Here is a 24,053-nt window from a genome sequence, read left to right on the forward strand (position 1 = left end):
CGCCTTCAAACTGTCAGTATCCGATTGGCGGGTTTTGACAAATTGCGGCATGGCTGGCTAAAAATGTGGCAGCAGAGCAACGCCACGCACTGCCTACGCCGTCCGCGGGTCAGCTGCCTTGCCGTTTGAGCCAGCGTTTCAAGCCCCAGCCGCCTGCAGCCAGCAAGATTGCCGTCAACACCAGCAAGCCGATGCCGAAACCGGAGGGCTGCTTCATGGACGCGATGATGGTGTCGACAAAGCACATCATGAACACGGTGCTGGGCGTCATGCCGATGGCCGTGCCCAGCAATAAGTCGCGCAAGCGGATATGGCTGGCGCCGGCCACCATGTTTACGATGGGGAATGGCGCCACCGGCACCAGCCGGATCAGCACGATGGCCAGCAAGCCCCGCTCGCCCAGGCGCTGGCTGACCAGGTTGATGCGCGGCCCCGCCAGCCTGGCCACGGCTTCGCGGCCCAGCAGCATGCCGGCGCCATAGCTGAGCGATGAGCCGATCAACGCACCCGGCAGCGCCACGGCAAAGCCGCCCCACGGCCCGAACGCCACGATGGCCACCAGTGTCAGGAATGTCAGCGGTACGGCGGTGGCCACGGCAACGGCAAAACCGGCAATGGCGGCCGGAATCCCGAATGACTGGCCAACGCCGCGCAGCCCGGCCACGATGGTATCGAGGTCCAGCATGGATTTCATGGGCGACCACGCCCAGCCGGCCGCCAGCGCCAGCAGCAGCGCAATGGCCGCACCCAGCGCCATCAGGCGGCGGCGCAGCGCCTTGTCGGACTGGCCGCCTGCCTCACGCTGCATGGCGCTCGTCCATGATGGCGTTCAGGGTGGCGGCCAGTTCATTGATGTTGTTGCTCTCGAAAATAGAGCCGTGCATGCCGGGCACGCGCCGTTCCGACAGGCGGTCCTTCAGCAGGCGGCGCCATTTGCCAAAGAACAGCCGGTCCCAGTTGGCCAGGCCGGACGAACGCACCAGGCACGTGTGGCCATCGAATTCGCGCGGCTGGAAGCCGCGCAGCGCCATCACTTGCGCCACCAGGCCCGGATCGCCCACCAGGCCGCCCAGACGGCGCCCGTTCAGGCTCAATTCCTGGATCCGCAGCGTGCGCACCAGCCACCCCAGCGCGCGCCACGAGCCCACGCCGCCCACGATGGAACGGGGGTGGATGGTATCGAGCAGCACCAGCATGCGCACCGGCGCCCCGCTGCTTTTCAACAGGCGGGCGGTTTCCAGCGCAGCCACGCCGCCCACAGAAAATCCCGCCATGATGCCCGGTTCCCGGCCCTGTGCGACGATGCAGTTGACGTACAGTTCCGCCAGGCTGGCGACGTCTTTCAGCTGATTATCCATTGGTGGCTGCAGCATGTAGACGTCATAGGTATCCGACACCAGCCTGGCCAGTTCCGTAAAACGCAGCAAGTCGCCATGTCCGGACGCGGCCAGGTATAGCGGCGTGCGGCCATTTTCCGGCGACAGCGACAGGATCATGTCGGGCGGCGTGATCTTCTTGCCCAGCGCAATGGCCAGCCGCTCGATGGTCGGGTGTTCCGTCAGCGTGTACATCGGCACCGAACAGCCAAGGCGGCTGTCGATGGCCGATAGAATCGCGACGGCGGCCAGCGAGTCGCCGCCAATGTCGAAGAAGTTGTCGTGGATACCGATCGGCCGCGCCGACAGCGCGCTTTCCCAGATCGCCACCAGTTCCCGTTCCAGCGCCGTGCCCGGAGGCCGCGCCGGTTCCGCCAGCGAACCTGGCTGCTGCAACGGCAACGCATCGTAATCGATCTTGCCGACCGTGCTTTCCGCCAGCCGTGGCAGCACGCAGATGGCGCTGGGGATCATGTAGTCGGGCAGGCGCTGGCGCAGTACGGACTGCAAACGCTGCGCCGTCACGTGGTCGGCTGCACCGACCCATGCGTGGATTTGCGGCTTGCCGCCCAGTTCCACCAGCCGCGCCGCCGCCTGCGACACGCCGTTGACTTGCAGGCACGCCGCCTCGATTTCACCCAGCTCGATGCGGTAGCCGCGCAATTTCACTTGCCGGTCCAGCCGCCCGACGAAGTGCAGGTTGCCTTCCACGCCCAGCCAGCCACGGTCGCCCGTCTTGTACATGCGGGCGCCGGGCTGGAACGGGTCGTCGAGGAAGACAGCGGCGTCGAGTTCCGGCCGGTGCAGGTAGCCACGCGCCAGCGTGTCGCCGCCGATGTAGATTTCACCCGGTATGCCCAGCGGCATGGGACGCAATTGCGAATCGAGCACATAAATGCGGGTATCGTCGATCGGACGGCCGATCGGCAAAGGCGTATCGTCGCCCGATCCCTGGCACTCCCACGCGGTGGCAAAGATCGACGCTTCCGTCGGGCCATAGACGTTGAACAGCCGCGCGCCCGTCTCGTTGACGAAGCGCCGCGCCAGCGCCGGCGACAGTACTTCGCCGCCACAGCAGGCCACGCGCAATTTCAAGCCCTGCACGCCGGCGCAGCCATCCAGGTAGCGCTGCAACGTGGTGGGCACGAACGCGATGAACGTCACGCCGTGGCGGGCCGCAAAGGCCGGCAGCGTTTCCGGCAGCAGGCGGCCCGGCGGCGGCAATGCCACCCTGCCGCCGTTAATCAGCGGCAGCAGCAATTCGATCAGCGACGGGTCGAACGTGTATTGCGTCGACTGCCCGGAACAGTCGCGCCAGTCCACGCCATACGCGCGCGACAGCCACGCCAGGCGGCGCGACAGCACAGCATGTTCGACCATCACGCCTTTCGGACGTCCCGTGGAGCCGGACGTAAACAGCACATACGCCAAATCGCGCGGCGCAGGCTTGGCCGTCAGCGGCGGCAAAGGCGCTTCCGACACATCCGACAGCGGTTCATTCCACCGCACGCGCACGATATTCGGATGCAGCTGGCCCAGGCGGCCGCCGGCTGCGGGATCGATCATCAATGCACAGGCGCGGCTTTGTTCCAGGATATCGGCCAGCCGTTCCAGCGGCGCATCGGGATCCAGCGGCAGGAACGCGGCGCCAGTCTTGGAAATCGCCAGCATTGCCACCACCATCGAGCAGGTGCGGGCCATCGCCATGGCCACCACCTTGTCGCGGCCGGCGCCCTGCGCCACCAGGCGCTGCGCCAGCATGGTGGCGCGCCGGTTCAGCGTGGCGTAATCTGTCTCGCCTTCATCCCACACGACGGCCGGCGCTTCCGGCCGCAGCGCCACCTGGTGTTCGAACAGGGTAATGAATGGCGGCGGATATTCATGCGTCGCGATATCGCGGTGCAAACCATACAGCACGGCCCACTGTTCTTCGCTGGGCACGATCGACAATTGCGCAATGCCCGACTCCGGATGCGCGCGCATCGCTTCCACCAGGTGCCACAGGCGGCGGCCCAGCAATTCCGGCTCTCCCTGCGCAAAGCACGCTTCGCTAGCGTCGAGCACCAGCTCCAGGTCTTCACCGGGATGGAAGTCGCACACGGTGACGCCCAGCGGATAGCGGGCCGAACCCGAAAACAGCTGGCGCGCATCGACCAGCGGCGTATCGCCGAACGCCAGCGAGTAATCCTGCCGCTCGAACGACAGGAAAATATCCAGCAAGCCATCGCGGCCCTGGCGGATGACTTCCAGCTCGCGGCCCAGGTCCGACAGCGGGTAGCGCGCATGGCGCAGCGCGCCGCGCATGGCGATGCGCGTGGCGCCCAGCAATTCATCGACGCGCATGTCCGGGTGCACGGCGACTTTGACCGCCAGCACACCGGCAAACATGCCCAGCGTGGATTTATACGCGCGGCCCGAACGGTTCAGGCTCGGTACGCCGATCACCACTTCCTGCACGTTATTGACGCGGGAAAAATACAGCGCCAGCGCGGCCAGCACATAGTTAAACACAGTCAGCCCGGCGCCGGCGGCCTGCTGTTCGACCCGCTCATAATCCGCGCGGGGAATGCGCTGCTCGACAAGGCGCGACTGCGGCAACTGGCCCGCGTGCATGCCTTCGTAATCGTAGCGGCGCTCGATCAGCGGCGCCGGCACTTCCGGCACTTGCGTGCGCCAGTACACGGCATCGTCCTGATAGGCGGGCGAATCGCGGTACGCATGGGATTCCGCAATGAATTTGCGGTAGCCCGGCGCATCCGTTGGCGGGCAAATGACGGACAAGGCCAGCGCGTTGTAGATTTCACTCCAGCGCTTCATCACTTGCGTGGTGCCCCAGCCATCCATGATCAAATGGTGGAACTGGATCGTCAGCCCATACAGGTCATCGCTGCCGCGCAGCAAAGTAAAACGCCATGGCGGCGTGCCGTCCAGTACGAACGGTTCGCGGATGCGGGCCGACCACCACTGGCGCATGGCTTTGCGCGGATCCAGGCTGGCGGACAAGTCCACCACTTCCAGGTCCCGTTCAAACGCCGGCAGCAGCACTTGCCGTCCGTTTGAATCCGGCGCCAGGCGCAAGGCTTCGCTTTCCGCAACCAGGCACACGAGCGCCTGGCGGAAGCGGTTCAAGTCCAGCGGTCCTTCGAGGTAGGCGCCGCCGCCGATATTCAAATGCGGCGAAGCCGGCCAGGCACGCTGGTCCAGCCAGACTTCCCTTTGACTCAGTGACAGACGCAGCGAATCTTCAGCCGGCTGTGCGCGGCTCAACCCCTCATTGACGCGCGGCCTGATAGAACTGGATGCGTCCATTTTTCAATTTTTTCGATGGCATAACGATAGCCCACTTCGGCGATTTCACGCGAGCGGGCATAGCCCATCAGCGAGAATTCCGCGACGGGCGGTTCGAGATAGTGGTCCGCCTGGGCAATCGTGCGGCCGCGCTGGGCGGCGCCGCCGATATGCCCGGCGCTGTAAAGAATGGATGCAATGCTGGGAGTGGGATTGGCGTTCGGACTGAAGTACCCTTTTACGGTCTTCCACACGGACAATCGGTTCAGGCTGGGGTCTGCGCCTGGACCTTCGCGCACATCGACGTCGATGGCGATGATGGTGCCGTTGCCGCGCCGTTTTTCCAGCGGCGTGCCAAGGCGCACGCGCATGGCTTCCACCGGCACGTTTTCAAGAATGGCGCCATCCACCAGCAAGTCGCCCTTGTCGAGCACGGGCGGGAACAGGCCGGCCGGCGAATTGCTGGCCAGGACTGCGCGCCACAGCGGCCCCCGGTCCTGGACCGTGGTAATGCCCTTGGACAGGTTGCACGCGGCGGCAAAGAATGGCGTCCACAAGTCATCCATCGTGGTGTCGCCAAACATGCGTTTTAAATCGCGTTCGACGCGGCGGCCGGACACGATGGAAATCACGGGCAAAGTCAGGCGTTCGCCGCCGCCCGCAAATGCCTGCGTACGCTCGCGGATTTCTTCCAGCGGCACGCCGCACGCGAATTGCGCGCCGATCAGCGCGCCCATGGAATTGCCGCCTACCAGGTCGACGGGAATGCCGCATTCCTCCAGCGCGCGCAATACGCCCAGGTGGGCAAAGCCGCGCGCGCCGCCGCCGCCCAGCACCACGCCCACCGCGGTACCGGTCAGGAAACGGGCCAGGCGGGAAAAGTCGGCAGGCCGGCCTTCGCGCACGGGATAGGTGCGCTCAAATTCACGCACGCCGCGCCACAGGCCGATATCGGCGGGAATGCGCGCATCATCCTTATGCACGAGCACCAGGTGTTTGCGCTTCAGGTGGAAGCCCGGTTCCTGCATCAGGCGGTCTTCAATTTCACCGATCGCCTGCGACGTGCCGGCGCTGCAGACAAAAATCACCTGGTCAGCCTGGCGGAACGCGCGCCGCGTCCATTCGGATGGCTTGTCTTCCGCTTCATACACGAGGAATTCATATTCGCCTTCCAGCTCGTCCGCGTGGCGGCCCACGTGGCTGCTGCCGTCAGCAGGGGGACGCAGGTGGTGCACGCTGCCCATGGTGGCAAATGCAGTGGCCAGCCGGTGCGCGACTTCGGCCGCCTCGGCGCCGGCATGCAGCGGCACCACGGCAAACGATTGCGCATATTGCTGGTGCGCCACCGGCGTGTGGCGCATGAAGTTATAGACGGTTTTGACGAACACCTGGTTCAGCGCCAGCGGGTGCTTGGCCAGCAATTCTTCATAGCTGGCGCGCGACAGGTAGGCCACGGTGGAATCGCGGATCGCCGTGACGTCCGCCGTGCGCGGCTGCTGCAAGATCAAGCCGACTTCACCGACGCTCTGGCCGGGCCGCACTTCGTTGTACAGGTTCAGGTCCGCGCCGGCGCCGCGCGACACGCGCATACCGCCGCTGACGACGAACAGCATACTGTCCGACTGTTCGCCTTCCTTGTAGACTTGGGTGCCGCCGGACACGTCGCGGAAGACCAGCGCCGACGCCAGGTCATTCAGTACCGCGTCATCGAGTACGCCGAATCCGCGACTCGCGCGCAATACCCTGATTGCCTTTTCATGCAGGTCCATATGAGCCATTCAATTGTTAAACGGATCCGCACCGGTGGCGCGGCACTACCATAGAACACAGCCGACCATAGAGAGATGCACTAAGGCATTCCCTATGATGAGCGACAGGGATACGGTTTGTCAATCTGGCATTCACCCGGCGCAAGATTGCTACAAAATACGTATTATTATATACACAATCATTGCGCAAAATCAATTCTATTGCATTTAGTAAATTTTTTATAACAATCCTCGCGGCCATTTATCCCCACTGCATGCCATCGCTGCGCGATGATTCCACGTGCCATTCACTGGCGTTCGCCGCCGGGTCCGCCAGGAAGCGGCGCACTGCCCCTTCCCTGCCCATGGTTTCCAGCGACACGCCCACCCAGGCATCGCGCCAGCTGCGTTTGGCCGCATACAGCGCCGTATCGGCCAGCTGCTGCAAACTGTCCAGGTTCATCCCGCCCATCTGGCCCGGCACGGCGGGACACGCCGCGTAACCGATCGACACGGTCTTGTGCAGCACCGTGCCGTCCGGCAGCACGAAAGGATGATTGGCGATGGCGGCGCGGATTTTTTCCGCCATGGCCGGGCCCTGGCTGCGGTCCACGAGGCGCGCCAGCAGCAGGAATTCTTCACCGCCCCAGCGCACGATATGGTCGGAGCCCCGCATGCACTGGCGCAGCACGCCGGCCGCCTGCACCAGCACCGCATCGCCTGCCGCGTGGCCATACCGGTCGTTGACGGATTTGAAGTGGTCGAGGTCCAGCATAAACAGCAGCAAATCCGAATCCGGCGGCGGCGAACCATTGGCATGGCGGCGCGCCACCAGGTCCAGGTCGGCCTGGAACGCCTGTTCGAGGAAACGGCGGTTGCGCAGGCCCGTCAGCGGATCCGTCAGGCTGGCCTGTTCAATGTCGCGGTACGCGGTTTCCAGCGCGGCAGTGCGCTCGGCCACCATCAGCTCCAGCCGCTCGGCCCGCCGCCGCAACTGGCGCAACCGCAGCCGGAACAAGCCAAACACCGTGGCGGCGCCCAGCAGCCACATCAGCACGCGGAAATGCACGGTCTGGTAAAACGCGGGCTGCACGGTGACGCCGAGTTTCCATTCACCGGGCTGCCAGCCGTCGGCGCCGGATGCCTGTACCCGCAGGCGGTATTCGCCGGGCGGCAGCCCGGTGTACGCGGCAACGCGCTGGCGCGCATCGACTTCAACCCAGTCGGCGTCATAGCCATCGAGCTGGTAACGGTAGCGCACGTGGTCCGCCGCGCGGTAATCAGGCGATGCGAATTCCAGCCGCAAGCCGCGCTGCGCCGGCGTCAGCACCAGCGACGCCAGTTCCGCGCCGCCCGGCACGGGCTTGCCGGCCACGGACAACGACGTTGCCACCACGGGTACGGCGGCATGGCGGGGATCAAGCAGGGCCGGACGCACGACCAGCAAGCCTTCCGGCGTGCCAAACAGCAGATCGCCCTGGCGCGTCATCGCGCGGCTGGCGATATAGCGGGTACGGAAGTCCGCGCCATCGGCCGGGCCGAACGTGTGGAAAGTCCACGTCGCCGGATCGATGCGGGTGCGGCCGTTCAGCCACACCATGCCTTGCGCATCTTCGATCAGCGATTCGGCCGGCTGCGGCGCCAGGGCCGTGCGGCGCGCCAGCACATCGAAATGCGCCTGTTTGCCGTCCCAGCTGGCCAGCAGGGCCACACCGGACTGCGTGGCCAGCCACAGCTTGCCATGCCGGTCCACCATCAAATCCGGCACCCAGTTATCGGGCAGGCTGTCGGAGCGCTGCGGGTCGCGGCGGATGCGCACCGCCGTCCCCGTCTGCGGATTGAACGCGTTGACGCCGTTTTCCGTGCCGGCCCACAACGTCCCGTCAGGCGTAAACGCCAGCGATTCCACTTCGCGCCCAGACAGCGTGGCCGGGTCTTCCGCCACGTGGCGGTAGGCAGTGATCTTCCCATCCGCGGCGGCGCCGAGCGTCATGCGCGCCAGTCCTTTCGATGAACCGGCCCACAGCGCGCCATCGGGGCCAAACACCATCGCGCGGATCGGCCCGCCGGGCAAGCCTTGCGCTTCACTGTAGCGCTCAAACCCTTTGGCGCCTGCGCGCAGGCGGTGCAAGGTGCCATCCAGCGTGGCGACCCACATGCCGCCGCCGGCATCTTGCGCCAGGCACGTGACGGCGCCATCGGCCAGCGCGGCAGGATCGTTGCGGCGCGGCCGGTGGCGGGCCACGACGTGGCCATCCTGGTCCAGCACGTCGACGCCTTCGCCATTGGTGCCCAGCCACAGTTTGCCGTCCGACGTTTGCATGGCGCGCACGACGCCGGGGTGGGCCGGCGTATCGGGATTGATGGCGCTGTGACGGATTTTCAGGAAAGCGCGCGATTGCGGATCATGCCGCGCCACGCCGCCGCCCCACGAACCGGCCCACATGGAACCGGCGCGGTCGGCCAGCAGCGCGCCGATGCGGCCGGCGCCGATGGAATTCGTGTTGCCGGCGTCGTGCCGCAGGCGGTCCACCACCTTCAATGTTTTCGGGTCGATGACGTCGATGCCATTGCCAAACGTGGCGACCCAGATTTCGCCGCTGGCCGTCTGCGCAAAGCTGTACACCCAGCGGTAGCTCAGTTTGGACGGGTCCAGTTGCAGCGGGTCGCGCTTGTCGGCAGGCTGCCAGCGCACCAGCAAGTCTGCAGCCGGCGGCTGCACCGCGTCCGCCACTTCCGGCAAGCGCGCCGGGTCCAGCATGGCGGCGCCATCGCTGTCGGTGCCGATCCAGATGCGGCCCTGGCTATCCTGGAATAAACGCACGACATGCTGGCCGGCCAGCGATCCCTGTGCTCCCGGCGTGGACGCCACGCGCAGCCAGCGGCCGTCTTGCCACAGCTGCAGCCCGTCATGGCTGCCCACCCACAGCCGCCCTTCGCGGTCCGCCAATACGCTGCGCACTTCATTGCTGGCAAGGCTGCCCGCATCAAGAGCATCATGGCGGAAGTGCGTAACCTTGCCCGTCGCCGGATCGAGCCGGTCCACGCCGTCAAACGTGGCCAGCCACATCATGCCGTCACGGTCTTCGGCGATGCCCTCGACCCGGTCATGCGACAGTCCCGCGCCATCCTGACTGTGGCGGTATTGCGTAAAACGCTCGGTGCGGGGATCAAAGACGGACACGCCGCCGCTGGCGGTCCCCACCCACAGCCGCCCGTCACGGGCCACCAGCAGTGCGCGGACGTAGCTGCCGCCCAGCGCATGGTCATCGCCGGGCCGCGCGCGGTACACCTTGTAACTGTAGCCGTCAAAGCGTACCAGGCCGTCTTGCGTGCCGAACCACAGCAAGCCGTGCTGGTCTTGCGCCATGGCGGTCGTCAAATGCGCGGGAATGTCGTCAGGAATGGCCAGGCGCTGGAATGACACGAGGCCGGGACGGGTTTGCGCGCAAGCATGCGTGGGCGCAGTGAACAGCAGCGCCGCCAGCAGCAATGACAATAAGCTGCGCCGCCGGGGGCGCGCCCGGAATGGTGAAGTCATCGGCACAGGAAAAAATCCCATTATTACATGCTCAGCAGCAACATCGTAATCTGCTTTTTACATATGTCTTTTACGTGAAACCCGTAGCGGTTTGTCTATAGCAAAAGCGTGTGTTACAGTGCCAGATAGTTATCAATTAAATAATTCCCACCATGCACATCCGGCAATACCACCATACTGACTGGCCCCGCATCTGCGAAATCCACGACGCGGCGCGCCGTTTTGAACTGGAAGCGTCCGGGCTGGCCGATGCTTTCCTTACGCTTGAACAAACGGGCGAAACGGAAGGCTTGTTTGACGCCACGCTGTTCGTGGCCGTACAGGATGGCGTGGTCGCCGGCTTTGCCGGTTATACCAACGATGAAGTCACGTGGCTGTACGTCGATCCGTCGCGCTACCGCAACGGCGTGGGACGCGCGCTGTTGCGGGCCGTGGTCAAGGCGGCGCCGAAACCGCTGGCGCTCGACGTGCTGGTCGGGAACGATGCGGCGCTGGCGCTGTATCAAAGCGAAGGCTTCCGCATCATCGATACCGTCAGCGGCAAACTGGCCGGCAATGAAGCATTTGCCGCGACGGCGCACGTGCTGCAATTCCAGCCGGCGCCGCCGCATTAATACCGCCGCATTAATACTTCCGCCACGCACACGGGCTTGGCGCCGCCTTCGCGCTCGATGACGACGCCCCACTCGACTTGCGCGCCGCCTTCGATGTCATCGATGCGCTGTATCGTCATCCGCGCCCGCAGGCGGCTGCCGGCCGGCACGGGCGCCGGCAAGCGCACTTTATTGAGGCCATAGTTGACGCCCATTTTCATGTCGGCCATCGTCAGCGCGCTGTCCAGCATGGCGGGCACCATCGCAATCGTCATGAAGCCGTGCGCGATGGTGCCGCCGAAAGGCGACTCCTTGCGCGCCCGCTCCACGTCCGTATGGATCCACTGATGGTCGCCGGTGGCGTGGGCAAACTGGTTGATGCGCTCTTGCGTGATGTCGAACCACGCGGAGACTGCCACTTCCTTGCCCACCAGCGCCTTCATGTCGGCCAGCGTCGGGATCACGGTCGGAATAGCAGCCGGCATCATGCGCGCCTCCCGAACATGCCCATGCCTTCCACTGTCGCCACCAGGTCGCCGTGCTGGTTGACGGCCTTCCATATCGACACCACGACGCCACGGTCCGGTTTCGACTGCGATGCGCGCACGGATTTCGTGTAGTACGACACCGTCAGCGTATCGCCCGGATAAACCGGCTTGATCCAGCGCACTTCATCGACGCCGGGCGAACCCAGGCTGGTGGAATGGGACAGCAGGTTGTCGACCACCACGCGCATCATCATGCTGCACGTGTGCCAGCCACTGGCCGCCAGCTTGCCGAAGATGGATTTTTCCGCTGCCGCGTGGTCCAGGTGGAACGGCTGGGGGTCGAATTGCGTGGCGAAGGCAATGACCTCTTCTTCCGTCACGTGCTTGGCGCCGAGGACGAATTCCTGGCCGGGCTCGAAGTCTTCGAAGGTCCAGTGTTTAGTGGCGGGCATACGTTTCCTTTATGTTGCAGGCGCCACGCATGCGGGCCAGTACAGCCTGCGCCAGAGGCGGTGCATGCAATGGCGGGTTCATGGAACCCGCCCTGCGCAGTTGGCAGAGGCGCCGCTGGCCGGCGGTACGTGGCCGCCTTCTTACGCGGCTTGTTTGAATCCTGGCTGGGCAATGAAGCGTTCCAGGTGGTGGTCCGCGTCGCCCAGGGTCAAATCTATCATGGCCAGGCGTTTGAAGTGGTGCGCGGCTGGCAATTCATCGGTGACGCCCATGCCGCCATGCAGCTGCACGGCTTGCTGGCCGACGAATTTTGCCGCCTGCCCCACCCGCACCTTGGCGGCCGACACAATGCGGCGGCGCTCTTCGGCATCCTGCGACTGCACTTTCACGGCCGCCAGCATGGCCATCGAACGGGCTTGCTCCAGGTGGATGAACATGTCGGCCATACGGTGCTGCAATGCCTGGAATTTACCGATCGGCGCACCGAATTGCTGGCGCGTCTTCAGGTATTCCAAGGTGGCGGCAAACACGGCGTCCATCGCGCCCACGGCTTCCGCGCACAGCAGCGCCGCGCCATAATCGGTCGCCGCTTCCAGGATATCCCAGCCGGCGCCATCGGCGCCCACCAGCGCCGAGGGCGGCGCCAGCACTTGCGTGAATTGCACGGTGGCGGCGCGCATGCCATCGAGCGTGCGGCAATCCGTGATTTGCACGCCCGGCGTATCGCCCGGCACGACGAACAGTGAAATGCCTGCCTTGTCGCGCTGGCCGCCGCCCACGCGTGCCGAAACGATCAGCGCACCGGCCTGGGCGCCGTGCAGCACCACGGTTTTCACGCCATCGATCAGATAGCCGTCGCCATGCGGCGCGCGGCTGGCCGTGACGGCAATGTCATGCAAGTCATGGCGCGAGTGGCGCTCGCCCAAGGCCGCCGCCAGTTTCAATTCACCGGCCGCCACTTGCGCCAGCAGCCCCTCGTGGCCGCCGGCCAGCTTCAGGAATTGCGCGCCCAGCACGGTGGCAAAATACGGTTCCACCACCAGGCCACGGCCCAGTTCCTGCATCACGGCCAGCATGTCGATGGCCGTGCCATCAAAGCCGCCCTGCGCTTCCGGCACCGGCAGCGCCAGCATGCCCAGTTCCGTCAGCGTGGCCCACGCGTCAGCCGAGACGCCGGTGTCCGAATGAACGATGCGCTTGCGGGTTTCAAAATCATAATCCTTGCTGATCCAGCGGCGCAGCGCGTCCGCGAATTGCTGCTGTTCTTCATTGAATTGGAAGTCCATGCTGTCTCCTTACAGGCCCAGGATCATCTGGGTGATGATGTTTTTCTGGATTTCGTTCGAGCCGCCGTAAATCGACGTCTTGCGGAAATTGAAGTAGTGGCCGGCCAGCGGCGCGGCATCGTCGTCGCCGCTGAGCGCATGGCCACGCTCACCGGACAGGTAGACAGGGTCGAACGGGAGCGCGTTCGGCCCCACTGCTTCCATCATCAATTCCGTCAGCCATTGCTGGATTTCCGAACCGCGCACTTTCAGCATCGACGCTTGCGGTCCCGGTGCGTGCTCTTCCTGCGAAATCGTGCGCAGCACCGTGGTTTCCAGCGCCATCAATTCAATTTCCAGGTTCGCGACTTTGGCGGCAAACAGCGGATCTTCCAGCAGCGACTTGCCCTTCTTCATTTGCTTGGCGGCGATGCGCTTGAGCAGGTGCAATTCCTTGCGCGAACGGCCCACGGCGGCAATGCCCGTGCGTTCATGGCCCAGCAAGTATTTGGCGTACGTCCAACCCTTGTTTTCCTTGCCGATCAGGTTCGTGACTGGCACTTTCACGTTATCGAAGAACACTTCATTCACTTCGTGGTCTTCATCGAGCATGATGATCGGACGCACGGTAATGCCCGGCGTCTTCATATCGATCAGCAAAAATGAAATGCCTTCCTGCTTGCGCACGCTGGTATCGGTACGGACCAGGCAGAAAATCATGTCGGCGTGCTGGCCCAGCGTGGTCCACGTCTTTTGGCCATTGACGATGTAATGGTCGCCCTGGCGTTCCGCCGTGGTTTTCAGCGAAGCGAGGTCAGAGCCGGAACCGGGCTCCGAGTAGCCCTGGCACCACCAGTCGTCGCAGTGCAGGATGCGCGGCAGGTAGTGGGCTTTTTGTTCATCGTTACCGAACGCCATGATGACGGGCGCCACCATGTTGATGCCGAACGGCAGGATCGGCGGCGTGCCGGCGCGCGCGCACTCTTCTTCCCAGATGTGGCGCTGCACGGCATTCCAGCCCGGGCCGCCGTATTCGACCGGCCATGCGGGCGCCGCCCAGCCTTGTTTTGCCACGATCTTGTGCCAGCGGACGTAATCGCCGCGCGTCAGGCGCAAATGGCGCTGCACCTTGTGCTGCAAGTCTGCCGGCAGGTTCGCTTCAAGAAAAGTGCGCACAGTGGCGCGAAACGCCTGGTCTTCCGGCGAGTAATTCAAATCCATGCTGTCCCCTTAATGTTCGATACGTTTTAAAAAAGCACGATCGTTCATTTAATTGTACAGCAGACTTTGGGAAGATCAACAGGGATTTTTTGCTCAGTGTTGCTAGGCGGGCATGTGCTGCCCGCCTGGTTGGAAAACACTCAGTGGATGCTGTTCAGCGCCGCCATGTCGGCCCGGAAGCCGGGCGCCTGCGGCCGCTGCTCAAGCAAGGTCTTCGTAACGTCCGCCAGCTTGTCGCGCCGGATTTGCACCAGCTCGCCCAAGGTAGCCAGGTCGGCCGGCATGCAGACGATGACCCAGATCGGCAGTTTCAACAGTTTTTCCAGCACTTCCAGGTGCGACAGCCGTGAACCGAACAAATTGGCCGTGGGCGAGCCGATGTGCTGCACCGTGTGCAGGAAATTGCCGACCTGGATACTGATGGTGTCCTGCCCCTGCACGACGCCTGCCTGCGGCAAGCCCGCCGGATAAATAATGCCGGCCAGTTCTTCCAGCGCGCGCGGGCCATGCGGACCTTTTGGCCGGGTGCCGCACCAGTCGTCGTCGTCCCAGCCGAAATACAGGCGGGCCTGTTCTTTCGTGTAGTCGGCAGCGGCCAGCAATTCTTTTTCATCGGCATTGCCGCGTTTGCCAAAGTATGGGAAGTGGTGCAGTTGGCGGCCAAACAGGGTCGCGGTCTGGGTCAGGTACAGCTCGGTATCCAGCACGTGCGTGTGCCACACGTAGTCGACGTAGCGCGATGGCGAAACAGCCCGGCCTTGCGCATTGTGGGTCAGGAACAGGAAGCCTTTGTATTTCGTGATGGCGTCCGCAGCCTGTTCCAGCGACAGGCCCGGGCGGTCTTCCGGGTTCATTAATTTATAGGCCAGCGGGCTGAAATCCAGGCTATTGAGCTTTTGCAGGAATTCCCGCTGCGTCTCATTCAGGCGTTCGGTGGTTCTGGACATGGCGTATCCTCCGTGGTGTGACCGTCGGCTCGGCTGGTTCAGCCGCGCCGGCCACATCGCGGCCGCTCCAGATGCCCACTGTCCATATCAACCGTCAGTGGGACGTATTGTGATAGTTAATAATGCTATTTCAATCATAACCCGCGAATCTCACCAAATCTCACAGGTGCACACATTTATTCTCATGAGGCCGCATGGCCCGATAGACGCGGGCTCTTGCTCAGCCATTGATATTTTCCATCCAGTAAAATTGGAAAATTGAAAAGTATATTTCTCTTTAAGTCAGTATCAAGTTGCAATAACTAAAGAAGACATTTAACTTCCCTTCAATATCGCGTACGATAAAGCAGTTACAAGCCGCCCAATGCAGTCACATGCACACTCACTGCCGGAGAGTATCATGAAAGACATGCTGGATATCGCATCGAAAATAACAGACCCATTAGCAGTAGCCAGCTTATGTGCGCTCATTTTCTTCAGCGTTATCAAATTAATGATAAAGAAAGGACTTATTCCTCAAGCAGAAAAAGGGCACGCAAAGGAAATTATCCTTACCATTATCAACAAGCTATTTATTCTATCCCTGGCAGGCATGATCATGGGATTTTCCGGCTTCCTGCTCGTCAAGCTGCTATCCAACATGGATAAGAGCCAGAGAATTGAGCGCGCTGAAGAAGAAGGAAATAAGTTACAAACCACCGTTGCTTTATCGACCAATATCTTACAGCTGTATGCTAACAGCAAACTACCAGACCAGCGGACAAACCTGGTGAAGGCCGAAGAAAAGCTCCACAGCCAAGTTGATCATTATCGAAAAATATTGAAGGATAATACCTATTACAACATCGCACCTTCACCACAATCGATTCATTATTTAAATGCCGCCGAGGAGACTATTACTTCGGTCAGATGGGCGCTGTCTGCAGATATACCAACCCAGCCCGTGCAAGTGCCTGATGCACCTGCCGCTGCGCCCAGCTACAGCCCGGTGGCGTTACCGGCGCGTATTGAACCGCCCATGCAGACAGAAAGACCAGCTGACAAGCCTCTGCCGCACACAATAGCTATTCCAGTTTTGATCGCAACCAATCTTGTCGCCCCAAATAACGCGGCAGGCATAGGCTGGATATTAAACGGTGACTCATTCATCCAGCTTGTACATCGGCGCTACATGGAAGCTCCTCGCATGCGCTATGCGTTTGACGCCAATCTGCCAAACATTCCCGTTACATTTGAACAATTTGAGGAAAACCGCGATTGTCCTCAGCCATGCATTACCACCATATTGCGCGAAAAGATACTTCAGTTGCAATCGGGAAGCCTCGGGGCAAAAAGAGAGGCGCTGGCAGATATTGCCTTTATTGTAGCGCGCATCCATGAACCTTTATGTTGCACGGCATTAAGCGAAAAGCAAAATTCCAATCGAAAAATATTTATCCTGGAGCATCGGCCCACCACGCTGGGAACCATCTGGCATAGCACGATCCCGGCCAGCATTATTTCCGATAGCGATGATGCGGAATATGCCCATGGTTTAGTTGAAAATTATGGACGGGATGGCTTTGAACCTAACTCTCAAGCAGCATCATGGATTACCGGCAGCCACCGGCAAGCAGTTGAAATCTACCGAAAATTTGGCAATAGAAATTATGTGCATCTGACGAATGAATATCTTGTTGCAGCTGAACATCGCGAGATCATGAATCGCCAGTTACTTTTCGCCGGAAAAAGGCTGGCTTATATTTTGAACTATGGAAGAATGTGATGCGCGACGCAAAAGACTCTCGCCATCACTCGATCTGCAATGCTAAGTCACGCCCTTCAATTGCCGCATTGCCAGCGTAATCGTAAGCATGGACGCGCAAAATATAATGCCCCGGCGGCAGGCTGGCAATGCGCCATGCACCGGGTGTCACCTGTCCCGCCTCCAGCCGATTGGTGACTGTATAAGCAAAGCGCGTAGCCTTGCTGCCATAAACTGTAATGCCACTGTTAGGTGCATATATATATTTAACGGCATCCCTGTTACGGGGAAGCTGGTCATACCGCTGCGTCATGAATGGCTGTTCATAACCTTGCACCGGGGTCCCATCCGCAGTCAGCAACTGATAGCCGATACGGTACACGCCAAGGCGGCGCCGAACGTCGTTGCCATTCATCTGGTCCCACGCGTCGGCCACGATGGCCAACTCGCCGAGATCCCGTCTGACCACCAATGGTTTAGCTGTTTCCGATGACCCGGATGGTTTTTTTCCCTTTCCTCTGGCGCGCTCGCGCGGCGCGCCGAGCGGATTACCTTCCATATCGAACAGCGTGATGCCGGCAATGCGCGGCGCGATGGTGTCGCGCAAGCCCGGGAATGGCAAGTTCAGTGGATTAAGTACTCCACCCTGCCGGAAATAATCGAGGTGCACGTGCGCCATGCCGTTGACGATGCCCAGCGTGTCGCCCGTTTCAAACCGGGCGCCGCGCCGCACGCGGATGCGTTCCGGCTTGCCGCGGCTGTTGCGCAGCAGCTGGAAGCGTTCATCGAGTGGCGTATTTTTTGCGTTACGTCCTACGCGCATGTGGATGTACGAGATATTGCCCAGGCTGATGCCTTCGCTGAGCGTGCCATAACCCCAGTTGGGCAAAGGGTCGCTGACTTTGACGGGTGCAATCGCCAGCACGGGCTGGCCGACGTCGGCACGGATATCGAGGCCGGAATGGAAATGGTCGCGCGGATCACCTTCAAAGTTGCCGCGCACTTCGCCCATCAGGCCCACCACTTCGTGCGGACTGGTTTGCGGCGACAGCGGCCATGGCATGGCTTTCTGCGGCGCTGCCTGCGCACCATCCGCCGCGGCCGGGTTTGGACCGCCTGTCACGGCATGCGTACCGGACCTGGCGCGGCTTGCAGGCGCCGCATTGGCCCCCGGCAGCGGCACGGCAGCCATCAACGCCGCATTGACGGGGCGCGGCGTGCCGGGCGCCGATGATGGCTGCGCGCCATCGACGCGGCTGATACGGTGCACGCGCTGGGTAGCCGCATCCGCCACGATAATGTTGCCATTGGCCGCCAGCGCCAGGCCGCGCGGCTGGTACAGCTGCACTTTGCCGTCGCTGCCATAGCCCGGCTGCACCACCTGGTCCACGTCGCCCAGTGCTTCAATGCCGTTGGACGGCGTCAGTTGCAGGATACGGCCGCCATGCACGGCAATATAAACGTGGCCGTCATGGGTGCGGGCCAGCGCCAGCGGGCGGCGCAGCAACGGGCGGCGCTCATCATCCGGCGGCCGCGCCACCGTGCTGACGGCGCCATCTTTGCCAATGCGGCGGATCGCGTCGTTGCGCGTATCGGCCACCAGCAATGCGCCATCCGTATCGATGACCAGCGCACAGGGCGTGTCGAACGCTGCCTGCAAAGCCGGGCCGTCCGCATCGCCGGGCGTACCGCTGCCGGCCAACGTCGTGACGCTGCCGTCAGGCGCGATTTTGCGGATCATATCGTTGTAGGTATCGGCCACATAGACGGCGCCGTCGCCGTCCACAGCCAGCCCGACCGGACCATTGAATTGCGCGGCTTTGCCAATGCCGTCGGCTGTTCCCGCTACACCGCTGCCGGCCAAGGTCGTGACGGCGCCGTCCGGCGTGATTTTGCGGATCGCGTGGTTGCCGGTATCGGCCACGTACAGGTTTCCCTGCTGGTCGATCGCAAGCCCGGAAGGCGTATTGAAGCGGGCCTGCGTACCGGCGCCGTCTGCAAAGCCTTCAACGCCGCCCGCCACCACCGTCACCATACCATCCGGCGTAATGCGCAAGATGCGGTTGCCATCGCCGCCATCGGCGACATACACATTGCCCTTGGCATCGGTGGCCACGCCATAAGGATCGGCAAACTGGCCGTCTTTGCCCGCCAGCAGCGAGACTTTGCCACTCCAGAACACGGGCGTGGCCTGCGGTCCCGTATCGGCAGGCGCCTGCGCACGGTGCGGCGCAGGCGCCTTGTCGTTACGCGCATTGAGCCAGTACGCAGTCCCGCCGATGGCGGCAGCGGCGCCGAGCGCCAGCAAAATCGGTTTCGAAGTCCCCACGGCAGCCAGAAAATAATTGCAGAAATGCTATTTTAATGCATGACTGGCGTGCCGGCTTGCCTGCGGCGCCGCCATATCCACCAGACGGCATAGGCAGCCAGCATCAGTCCCAGGAATTTGCAGCCATTCCCGATCCGTACGTCATGCGCCAGCACGCCCCAGCGGCTGAAAATTTCCGTCCAGTCGTGATCGCCGCTGCCCACCAGCGGCAGCACCTGCGCGCGGGCATCTTTCATGTAGCGGCCGATGTTGAGCATGCTGTCGGCCAGCCACAGCAGCGAAGCAGCCCAGCCGGCAGCCTGGCGTCCACGCCAAAAGTGGTGGGCGCACAGCATGGGAAACAGCAGTTGAAAAATAGTGCCGCCATAGACGGCCAGGCGGCTGGAAACGATGCCGATGACCGGGTGCCCTGCTTCATGCAACGCCAGATTGGCATGATCGAGCAAGAACACCCATGCATCAGCAGTGAAAAAATGCTGCCACAAAATCCACGCAGCCAGCAGCGACAGCCCGGCAGCAGCTCCCAACGGGATAGGCTGCCAGGGGGTTTTCTCGGTGTCAGGGTTGGCGCGCATAGCAAGCGCATCGGTCGTATGGAAATGCCAGGCAGTTTAGCTGGCCAAAGCATTATGGGGCAACACCCAATACGCCGATCTCCTTCAGCCAGTTTTCAACCAGCGCCGGCCATGACGCAACCGCATGTCCGTTGTCCCGCAAGCCAAACGCATGGCCGCCCTTGGCAAAGAAATGCACTTCCGCCGGGACACCAGCGCGCTGCAGCGCTTGCGCATAAAGCGTGCTGTTGCAAATGGGGTCGACGGGATCATCCCACGCCTGCAGCAAAAAGGTGGGCGGCGTGTGGTCCGTGACGCGGATGCTGGAATCAAACTTGCCGCCGGCACGGCACAGGTGGCCCGGGTACAGTGCAATGGCAAAGTCGGGGCGGCTGCTGACCTTGTCCACCGCATCAACAGGCCGGTATGCCGGTTTGACGATATTGCTGGTTTGCGCCACCAGATAGCCGCCTGCGGAAAAGCCGATCACGCCGATCTTGCCGGGATCGGCATGCAACTCCTGGGCGCGGGCGCGGACCAGCCGGATGGCGCGTTGCGCGTCTTGCAGTGCACGGGGCACTTTGGGCGTCACGTGGCACTGGCATTGTTCATCCCAGTAATGGTTGCCCTTGGGGACGCGGTATTTCAGCAGCACGCACGTGATGCCGCGCGACGCCAGCCAGCCGCAAATTTCCGTGCCTTCCAAATCCATGGCCAATACTTTGAAACCGCCGCCGGGAAAGACCACCACCGCCGCGCCGGTGTTTGCGCCTTGGGGGGCATAGACTGTCATGGTGGGCACGCTGACGTCCGTGGCAGCCACCCATCCACCATGGCCTTCCCGCAGCTCAACCGACTCGGGCTTGGGATGAGCGATGGCATCCGGTACCACGGCGGGCCAGATCGGCAACTGCACACTGCCCGCCAATGGCTGCCAGGTATCCGCATAGGCCACAGCCTGTCCCATCATCAAAACCGCCAATGCAGCAAGGCGGGCCGTTAATTTCATTGTCAATTTATTCATGGCGGCAGTGTGCCGGACGATTGCTGAATGTTCAACCCCTGCCCGCGCGTGCAGCCGCAGTCATTCAGCTGCTTGCCAAACTTGCGGCCCGCCCGCATGCTTTGCAGCCGGATGGCATGCAGCCGCACTTCATCCACCGGCAGCGGACCGCCATGCCCCATGTGGAAAGTGCGCATCCCCGCATTGATCAAGCGGATCAATTCTTCACTGACCGCTGCCGGATCATCTTCAAACGGCGGGCGTATCGCGCGGCCGGTGCGCATCACACCGCCCAGCAGGACGCCGGAAGCCAGCAAATCGCCCACCATGGCGTCGCCGCTGGCCAGTTGAATGGACACACTGCCCGCCGTGTGGCCAGGCGTATGCCGCGCCACGCCATCGACGCCATATGGCGCCAGGTCTACCGGTACGCTGTCCGTCAGCAAGATATCGGGCGTGAACGGGGCATACGGCTCGTTGATCAGGCCCAGGCGATAAAAGAAGCGGCCGAACCAGCCCGTCTCGCAAAAAGTCATCGGCTTCCTGCGTTCGTAATAATCCAGGTCGGCGCCATGGGCCATGATGGGCGCCCCCGTCAACGCACGCAGTTCGGCTGCCGAACCGGCATGGTCCACATGCGCATGCGTGATGACGATTAACCGGACGTCGCTGAGCCTGCGGCCATGCTTGTGCAGCGCCCGCGCAATTTTCATGGACGATCCGGGCAAGCCCGTATCAACCAGCACGACGCCTTTCTCGCCAATCAGCGCGTGGCAGTGAACCATGCCAAACGGCAGGATCGGGATTTCGATGATTTTGCTCATTGCATGCCTTTCCGGTCATTGATCGTTACCCGGCATGCTACCGGCCCGGCGCTGTTTCGGGCATGTCGATATCGACCAATTTATAGCTATAATCGCCAGCATGAAGACTTTGCGCATTGCCGTGCTGGCCTATCATGGCTGCATGCCCACCCAGCTGTTCGGCGTCGCCGACGTGCTGCGCATTGCCGCAGACCTCGATGGCAATCTCGGCGCCAAGAAACGGATGCGCGTGCAAGTGGAGTTGATTGCGCTGTCAGGCCGCAGCGTGGCCGTGGCGGGCGGCATCCCGGTGCAATTGAAGCGCCCCGCCGGCGCCTATGACTTATTGATCGTGCCGGGACTCGAAACACGGCGCCACGTGGACTGGGCGGAAAAGATGGCGCCGCTGGCCAGGGAAGTGGAATTCATCCGCAACAGTTTTGCGCGCGGCACGCCGGTTGCCGCCATCTGCGTGGGGGCCTTCCTGCTGGGCGAGGCAGGTTTGCTCGATGGGCGCAAGGCGACGACAGCGTGGCTGTTCGCCGGCGATCTGGCGGCCCGCTATCCCCTGGCCAAGGTGCATTCCGACGCCATCCTGGCCGAGGATGGCGCCGTGATCACGTCGGCTGCCGTGAGTTCCGTCTTCGACATGGTGATCCACCTGGTGAAACGCCACCTGGGCGCGGAAGTCGCGATGGCGACAGCTGCCGTCGCCTTGTTGCCGGCCGAACGCGCCAGCCAGGCCCCTTATGTTGACAACACATTGCGCGAGCCCGCCCTGCCCAATTTTTCACAGCATGTCATGCAGTGGCTGACGTCGCGGCTGGCTGACAAGTATGACCTGGAAACCGTGGCGCAGGCATTTCACGTCAGCGGCCGCACGTTGATGCGCCGGGTGAAGGAGGAAACGGGCAAGTCGCCGTTGACGCTGTTGCAGGAAGCCCGCGTGGACAAGGCCAAGCTGCTGTTGCGGACCACCCGGCGCTCGACTGTGCAGATTATTGAAGACGTCGGCTATACGGACGTCGCCAGCTTTACACGGCTGTTTGTCCGGGTGGTGGGCGAATCACCGGCAAAGTACCGGCAGCGGGGAGCGGCGGCGATGCGCGGCTAGCGTACGAACCGCAGCCGGTTGCCGGCTATGTGCCGCAACTCCGCTTCCGTCAGGGGGACCTTGCTGCGGAATAGTTCCCACCCTTGCCGGATACTTCCGCCCGGCGGGCTGAGGTCCGATCCATACAGCACGCGGCCAACGCCGACTTGCCGGATACGCTGTGCAACAAGCTGCCCGTCGGCCGGCGTACTGTCTTCCGCGACATTGGTTGCCACATCGAAGTACAGGTTGCGCATGGATGGATCGCTGCGTTGCGCCGCGGCGGCGAAGACCGCCATGATTTCATCGTTTTGCGCGGGATAGCCGGGACCGGCGCCACCCAGGTGCGCAACGATAATGTCAATGTCCGGCGCCAGCGGGACCACCTTCGCTAAAAATACGTGTGCATCTTCAGCGCCGTAATGGCTGCCGCCACGCGCCCGCATATGCACGAGGACTGGCGCGCTATTGCGCTGTGCCAGCCTGAACACTTCCTGCACCACGGCGAGGTGCACTGGATTGCGCAGGCTGATGCCACTGTTGCCGAGATGGAGCTTGATACCGGCCATGCCGGGCAATCCCAGGCACCGCTCCAATTCCCGCAAGGCGCCGGCGCGCAATGGATTGGCGCTGCAAAAACCAACCAGGCGCGGCGCGTTGCCGGCCACTTGCGCGGACGTCCAATTGTTTTCTTCACGCGTCAGCCGGTCGGGATCGGTCAAACCTTTGCGCTCGTCGGCAAAGCTGTAGCCGACTGACAGCACGACGGCGCGCTCAATACCCGCAGCATCGAGCTCGCGGGCCAGCGCGGCGCCATCGCGCGCACGGACGTTGGCGATGGCTGCAAAGGCTGGGCTAACCAGGTGCTGGTGATAGTCAACTTGCGGCACCATGCGTGGCGTAGCCGGTAACGTGTGGCACGCAGCCAGCGGCAGGGCCAGCAACAGGAAGCGGACAATTTTCTTCAATTGAGGGGATGCTTGCGGACAGGTGGCTGGTCAAGCTGTTGAGCCAGTCCGATGAGGATGCCTTCCGGCCCCCGGATGTAGCACAGCCGGTATATGTTTTCATACTCAGTGATTTCGCCCACCAGCACGGCGCCGCGCTGGCACAGCCGCGCAACCGTATCGCCGATGTCATCCACGGCAAACATGACCCGCAAGTAGCCCAGCGCGTTCACGGGCGCAGTACGGTGGTCGGCAACCACGGCGGGCGCCACGAAACGGGACAACTCCAGCCTGCTGTGGCCATCCGGCGTGCGCATCATGGCAATCTCCACGCGCATGCCCGGCAAGCCGGTCACGCCATCGGCCCAGGCGCCCTCCACCGGCGCGCGCCCTTCCAGGTCAAGGCCGAGTTCGGTGAAAAATTCAATGGCGGCATCGAGGTTTTCCACGACGATGCCGACGTTATCCATACGTTTAACAGCCATGGGTTCTCCCTGAGAGATGCGATTTCACCGATGCCGGCGCAAAAAAAAGCCCGCTACAGGAGCGGGCTGAATCTATTTTCCTTGGAGGGAGAATAGAGGAGACATGAGTAGGATGCTGCACCGCGCCATAAATTTCCAATTTATATTGGTGATGCTGGAAATACATGGCGCGTAT

18 protein-coding genes are annotated in these 24,053 nt (G+C 62.4%); 3 read left to right on the plus strand and 15 right to left on the minus strand.

Going from position 1 to position 24,053, the window contains the following annotated elements:
• Nucleotides 1–109: 109 nt before the first annotated feature.
• The 4 genes from GM668_RS27530 to GM668_RS27545 form a co-directional block, all read right to left on the minus strand.
• Nucleotides 110–808: a TVP38/TMEM64 family protein gene (locus GM668_RS27530; protein WP_155442178.1), complete on the minus strand. Its 699-nt coding sequence runs from the start codon at nt 806–808 to the stop codon at nt 110–112.
• Entirely contained in the window at nt 798–4,685 is a 3,888-nt protein-coding gene (locus GM668_RS27535; protein WP_155442179.1) for a non-ribosomal peptide synthetase, read from the minus strand. The genes GM668_RS27530 and GM668_RS27535 overlap by 11 nt, the downstream gene beginning before the upstream one ends.
• Nucleotides 4,640–6,403, minus strand: coding sequence for a patatin-like phospholipase family protein (locus GM668_RS27540; protein ID WP_170305875.1), 1,764 nt, complete (start codon nt 6,401–6,403; stop codon nt 4,640–4,642). Before GM668_RS27540 ends, GM668_RS27535 begins: the two co-directional genes overlap by 46 nt.
• Nucleotides 6,404–6,674: 271 nt before the next feature.
• Entirely contained in the window at nt 6,675–9,953 is a 3,279-nt protein-coding gene (locus tag GM668_RS27545) for a ligand-binding sensor domain-containing diguanylate cyclase (protein WP_170305876.1), read from the minus strand.
• Nucleotides 9,954–10,105: 152 nt separating this feature from the next.
• Between GM668_RS27545 and GM668_RS27550 the strand changes: the two genes are divergently transcribed.
• Nucleotides 10,106–10,567, plus strand: a complete 462-nt coding sequence (locus GM668_RS27550) for a GNAT family N-acetyltransferase (RefSeq protein WP_155442182.1) — start codon at nt 10,106–10,108, stop codon at nt 10,565–10,567.
• Here GM668_RS27550 and GM668_RS27555 read toward each other — a convergent pair.
• The 5 genes from GM668_RS27555 to GM668_RS27575 form a co-directional block, all read right to left on the minus strand.
• A complete protein-coding gene (locus GM668_RS27555) occupies nt 10,564–11,034 on the minus strand; it encodes a MaoC family dehydratase (protein WP_308506848.1) in 471 nt (156 codons plus the stop codon). The two genes, GM668_RS27550 and GM668_RS27555, sit on opposite strands and share 4 nt — an antisense overlap.
• Nucleotides 11,031–11,486, minus strand: a complete 456-nt coding sequence (locus GM668_RS27560) for a MaoC family dehydratase (protein WP_155442183.1) — start codon at nt 11,484–11,486, stop codon at nt 11,031–11,033. The genes GM668_RS27555 and GM668_RS27560 overlap by 4 nt, the downstream gene beginning before the upstream one ends.
• 141 nt (nt 11,487–11,627) lie before the next feature.
• The gene (locus GM668_RS27565) at nt 11,628–12,773 is read right to left on the minus strand and encodes an acyl-CoA dehydrogenase family protein (RefSeq protein ID WP_155442184.1); all 1,146 of its coding nucleotides are present in this window, start codon (nt 12,771–12,773) and stop codon (nt 11,628–11,630) included.
• 9 nt (nt 12,774–12,782) lie between these two features.
• On the minus strand, nt 12,783–13,973 hold the full coding sequence (locus tag GM668_RS27570; protein ID WP_155442185.1) for an acyl-CoA dehydrogenase family protein: 1,191 nt from the start codon (nt 13,971–13,973) through the stop codon (nt 12,783–12,785).
• Nucleotides 13,974–14,113: 140 nt separating this feature from the next.
• Nucleotides 14,114–14,920 (minus strand): glycine-rich domain-containing protein, encoded by an 807-nt coding sequence (locus GM668_RS27575; RefSeq protein WP_155442186.1) that lies wholly within the window; start codon nt 14,918–14,920, stop codon nt 14,114–14,116.
• Between the two features lie 400 nt (nt 14,921–15,320).
• On the opposite strand from GM668_RS27575, the gene GM668_RS27580 reads away from it, so the two are divergent.
• On the plus strand, nt 15,321–16,685 hold the full coding sequence (locus tag GM668_RS27580; RefSeq protein ID WP_170305877.1) for a S1/P1 nuclease: 1,365 nt from the start codon (nt 15,321–15,323) through the stop codon (nt 16,683–16,685).
• Nucleotides 16,686–16,710: 25 nt separating this feature from the next.
• On the opposite strand, the gene GM668_RS27585 is transcribed toward GM668_RS27580, so the two are convergent.
• From GM668_RS27585 to GM668_RS27600, 4 genes are read right to left on the minus strand one after another with little or no spacing between them, the layout of a single operon-like run.
• On the minus strand, nt 16,711–18,993 hold the full coding sequence (locus GM668_RS27585) for a gluconolaconase (RefSeq protein WP_371868791.1): 2,283 nt from the start codon (nt 18,991–18,993) through the stop codon (nt 16,711–16,713).
• A 32-nt stretch (nt 18,994–19,025) separates the two neighbouring features.
• The gene (locus GM668_RS27590) at nt 19,026–19,568 is read right to left on the minus strand and encodes a hypothetical protein (RefSeq protein WP_155442189.1); all 543 of its coding nucleotides are present in this window, start codon (nt 19,566–19,568) and stop codon (nt 19,026–19,028) included.
• 52 nt (nt 19,569–19,620) lie between these two features.
• A complete protein-coding gene (locus GM668_RS27595) occupies nt 19,621–20,517 on the minus strand; it encodes an alpha/beta hydrolase (protein ID WP_155442190.1) in 897 nt (298 codons plus the stop codon).
• A 50-nt stretch (nt 20,518–20,567) separates the two neighbouring features.
• Nucleotides 20,568–21,374 (minus strand): MBL fold metallo-hydrolase, encoded by an 807-nt coding sequence (locus GM668_RS27600; protein WP_155442191.1) that lies wholly within the window; start codon nt 21,372–21,374, stop codon nt 20,568–20,570.
• Nucleotides 21,375–21,474: 100 nt separating this feature from the next.
• Between GM668_RS27600 and GM668_RS27605 the strand changes: the two genes are divergently transcribed.
• Nucleotides 21,475–22,467 carry a GlxA family transcriptional regulator gene (locus GM668_RS27605; RefSeq protein WP_170305878.1) on the plus strand — a complete coding sequence of 331 codons (993 nt, stop codon included), beginning with the start codon at nt 21,475–21,477 and terminating at the stop codon, nt 22,465–22,467.
• Here GM668_RS27605 and GM668_RS27610 read toward each other — a convergent pair.
• Both GM668_RS27610 and GM668_RS27615 read right to left on the minus strand, forming a co-directional pair.
• The gene (locus GM668_RS27610) at nt 22,464–23,414 is read right to left on the minus strand and encodes an amidohydrolase family protein (RefSeq protein WP_155442193.1); all 951 of its coding nucleotides are present in this window, start codon (nt 23,412–23,414) and stop codon (nt 22,464–22,466) included. The genes GM668_RS27605 and GM668_RS27610 overlap by 4 nt on opposite strands.
• Nucleotides 23,411–23,878 (minus strand): VOC family protein, encoded by a 468-nt coding sequence (locus GM668_RS27615; protein ID WP_155442194.1) that lies wholly within the window; start codon nt 23,876–23,878, stop codon nt 23,411–23,413. The genes GM668_RS27610 and GM668_RS27615 overlap by 4 nt, the downstream gene beginning before the upstream one ends.
• Nucleotides 23,879–24,053: the final 175 nt, after the last annotated feature.

It is taken from the genome of Pseudoduganella ginsengisoli, from assembly GCF_009720865.1.
Classification (GTDB): domain Bacteria; phylum Pseudomonadota; class Gammaproteobacteria; order Burkholderiales; family Burkholderiaceae_D; genus Rugamonas; species Rugamonas ginsengisoli.

Excerpts from the sequence above, each read along its gene's own strand:
- GM668_RS27530 (WP_155442178.1), bottom strand. The coding sequence starts at position 808 with ATGCAGCGTGAGGCAGGCGGCCAGTCCGACAAGGCGCTGCGCCGCCGC.
- GM668_RS27535 (WP_155442179.1), bottom strand. The coding sequence starts at position 4,685 with ATGGACGCATCCAGTTCTATCAGGCCGCGCGTCAATGAGGGGTTGAGC.
- GM668_RS27545 (WP_170305876.1), bottom strand. The coding sequence starts at position 9,953 with ATGACTTCACCATTCCGGGCGCGCCCCCGGCGGCGCAGCTTATTGTCA.
- GM668_RS27550 (WP_155442182.1), top strand. The coding sequence starts at position 10,106 with ATGCACATCCGGCAATACCACCATACTGACTGGCCCCGCATCTGCGAA.
- GM668_RS27555 (WP_308506848.1), bottom strand. The coding sequence starts at position 11,034 with ATGATGCCGGCTGCTATTCCGACCGTGATCCCGACGCTGGCCGACATG.
- GM668_RS27560 (WP_155442183.1), bottom strand. The coding sequence starts at position 11,486 with ATGCCCGCCACTAAACACTGGACCTTCGAAGACTTCGAGCCCGGCCAG.
- GM668_RS27565 (WP_155442184.1), bottom strand. The coding sequence starts at position 12,773 with ATGGACTTCCAATTCAATGAAGAACAGCAGCAATTCGCGGACGCGCTG.
- GM668_RS27570 (WP_155442185.1), bottom strand. The coding sequence starts at position 13,973 with ATGGATTTGAATTACTCGCCGGAAGACCAGGCGTTTCGCGCCACTGTG.
- GM668_RS27575 (WP_155442186.1), bottom strand. The coding sequence starts at position 14,920 with ATGTCCAGAACCACCGAACGCCTGAATGAGACGCAGCGGGAATTCCTG.
- GM668_RS27580 (WP_170305877.1), top strand. The coding sequence starts at position 15,321 with ATGAAAGACATGCTGGATATCGCATCGAAAATAACAGACCCATTAGCA.
- GM668_RS27590 (WP_155442189.1), bottom strand. The coding sequence starts at position 19,568 with ATGCGCGCCAACCCTGACACCGAGAAAACCCCCTGGCAGCCTATCCCG.
- GM668_RS27595 (WP_155442190.1), bottom strand. The coding sequence starts at position 20,517 with ATGATGGGACAGGCTGTGGCCTATGCGGATACCTGGCAGCCATTGGCG.
- GM668_RS27600 (WP_155442191.1), bottom strand. The coding sequence starts at position 21,374 with ATGAGCAAAATCATCGAAATCCCGATCCTGCCGTTTGGCATGGTTCAC.
- GM668_RS27605 (WP_170305878.1), top strand. The coding sequence starts at position 21,475 with ATGAAGACTTTGCGCATTGCCGTGCTGGCCTATCATGGCTGCATGCCC.
- GM668_RS27615 (WP_155442194.1), bottom strand. The coding sequence starts at position 23,878 with ATGGCTGTTAAACGTATGGATAACGTCGGCATCGTCGTGGAAAACCTC.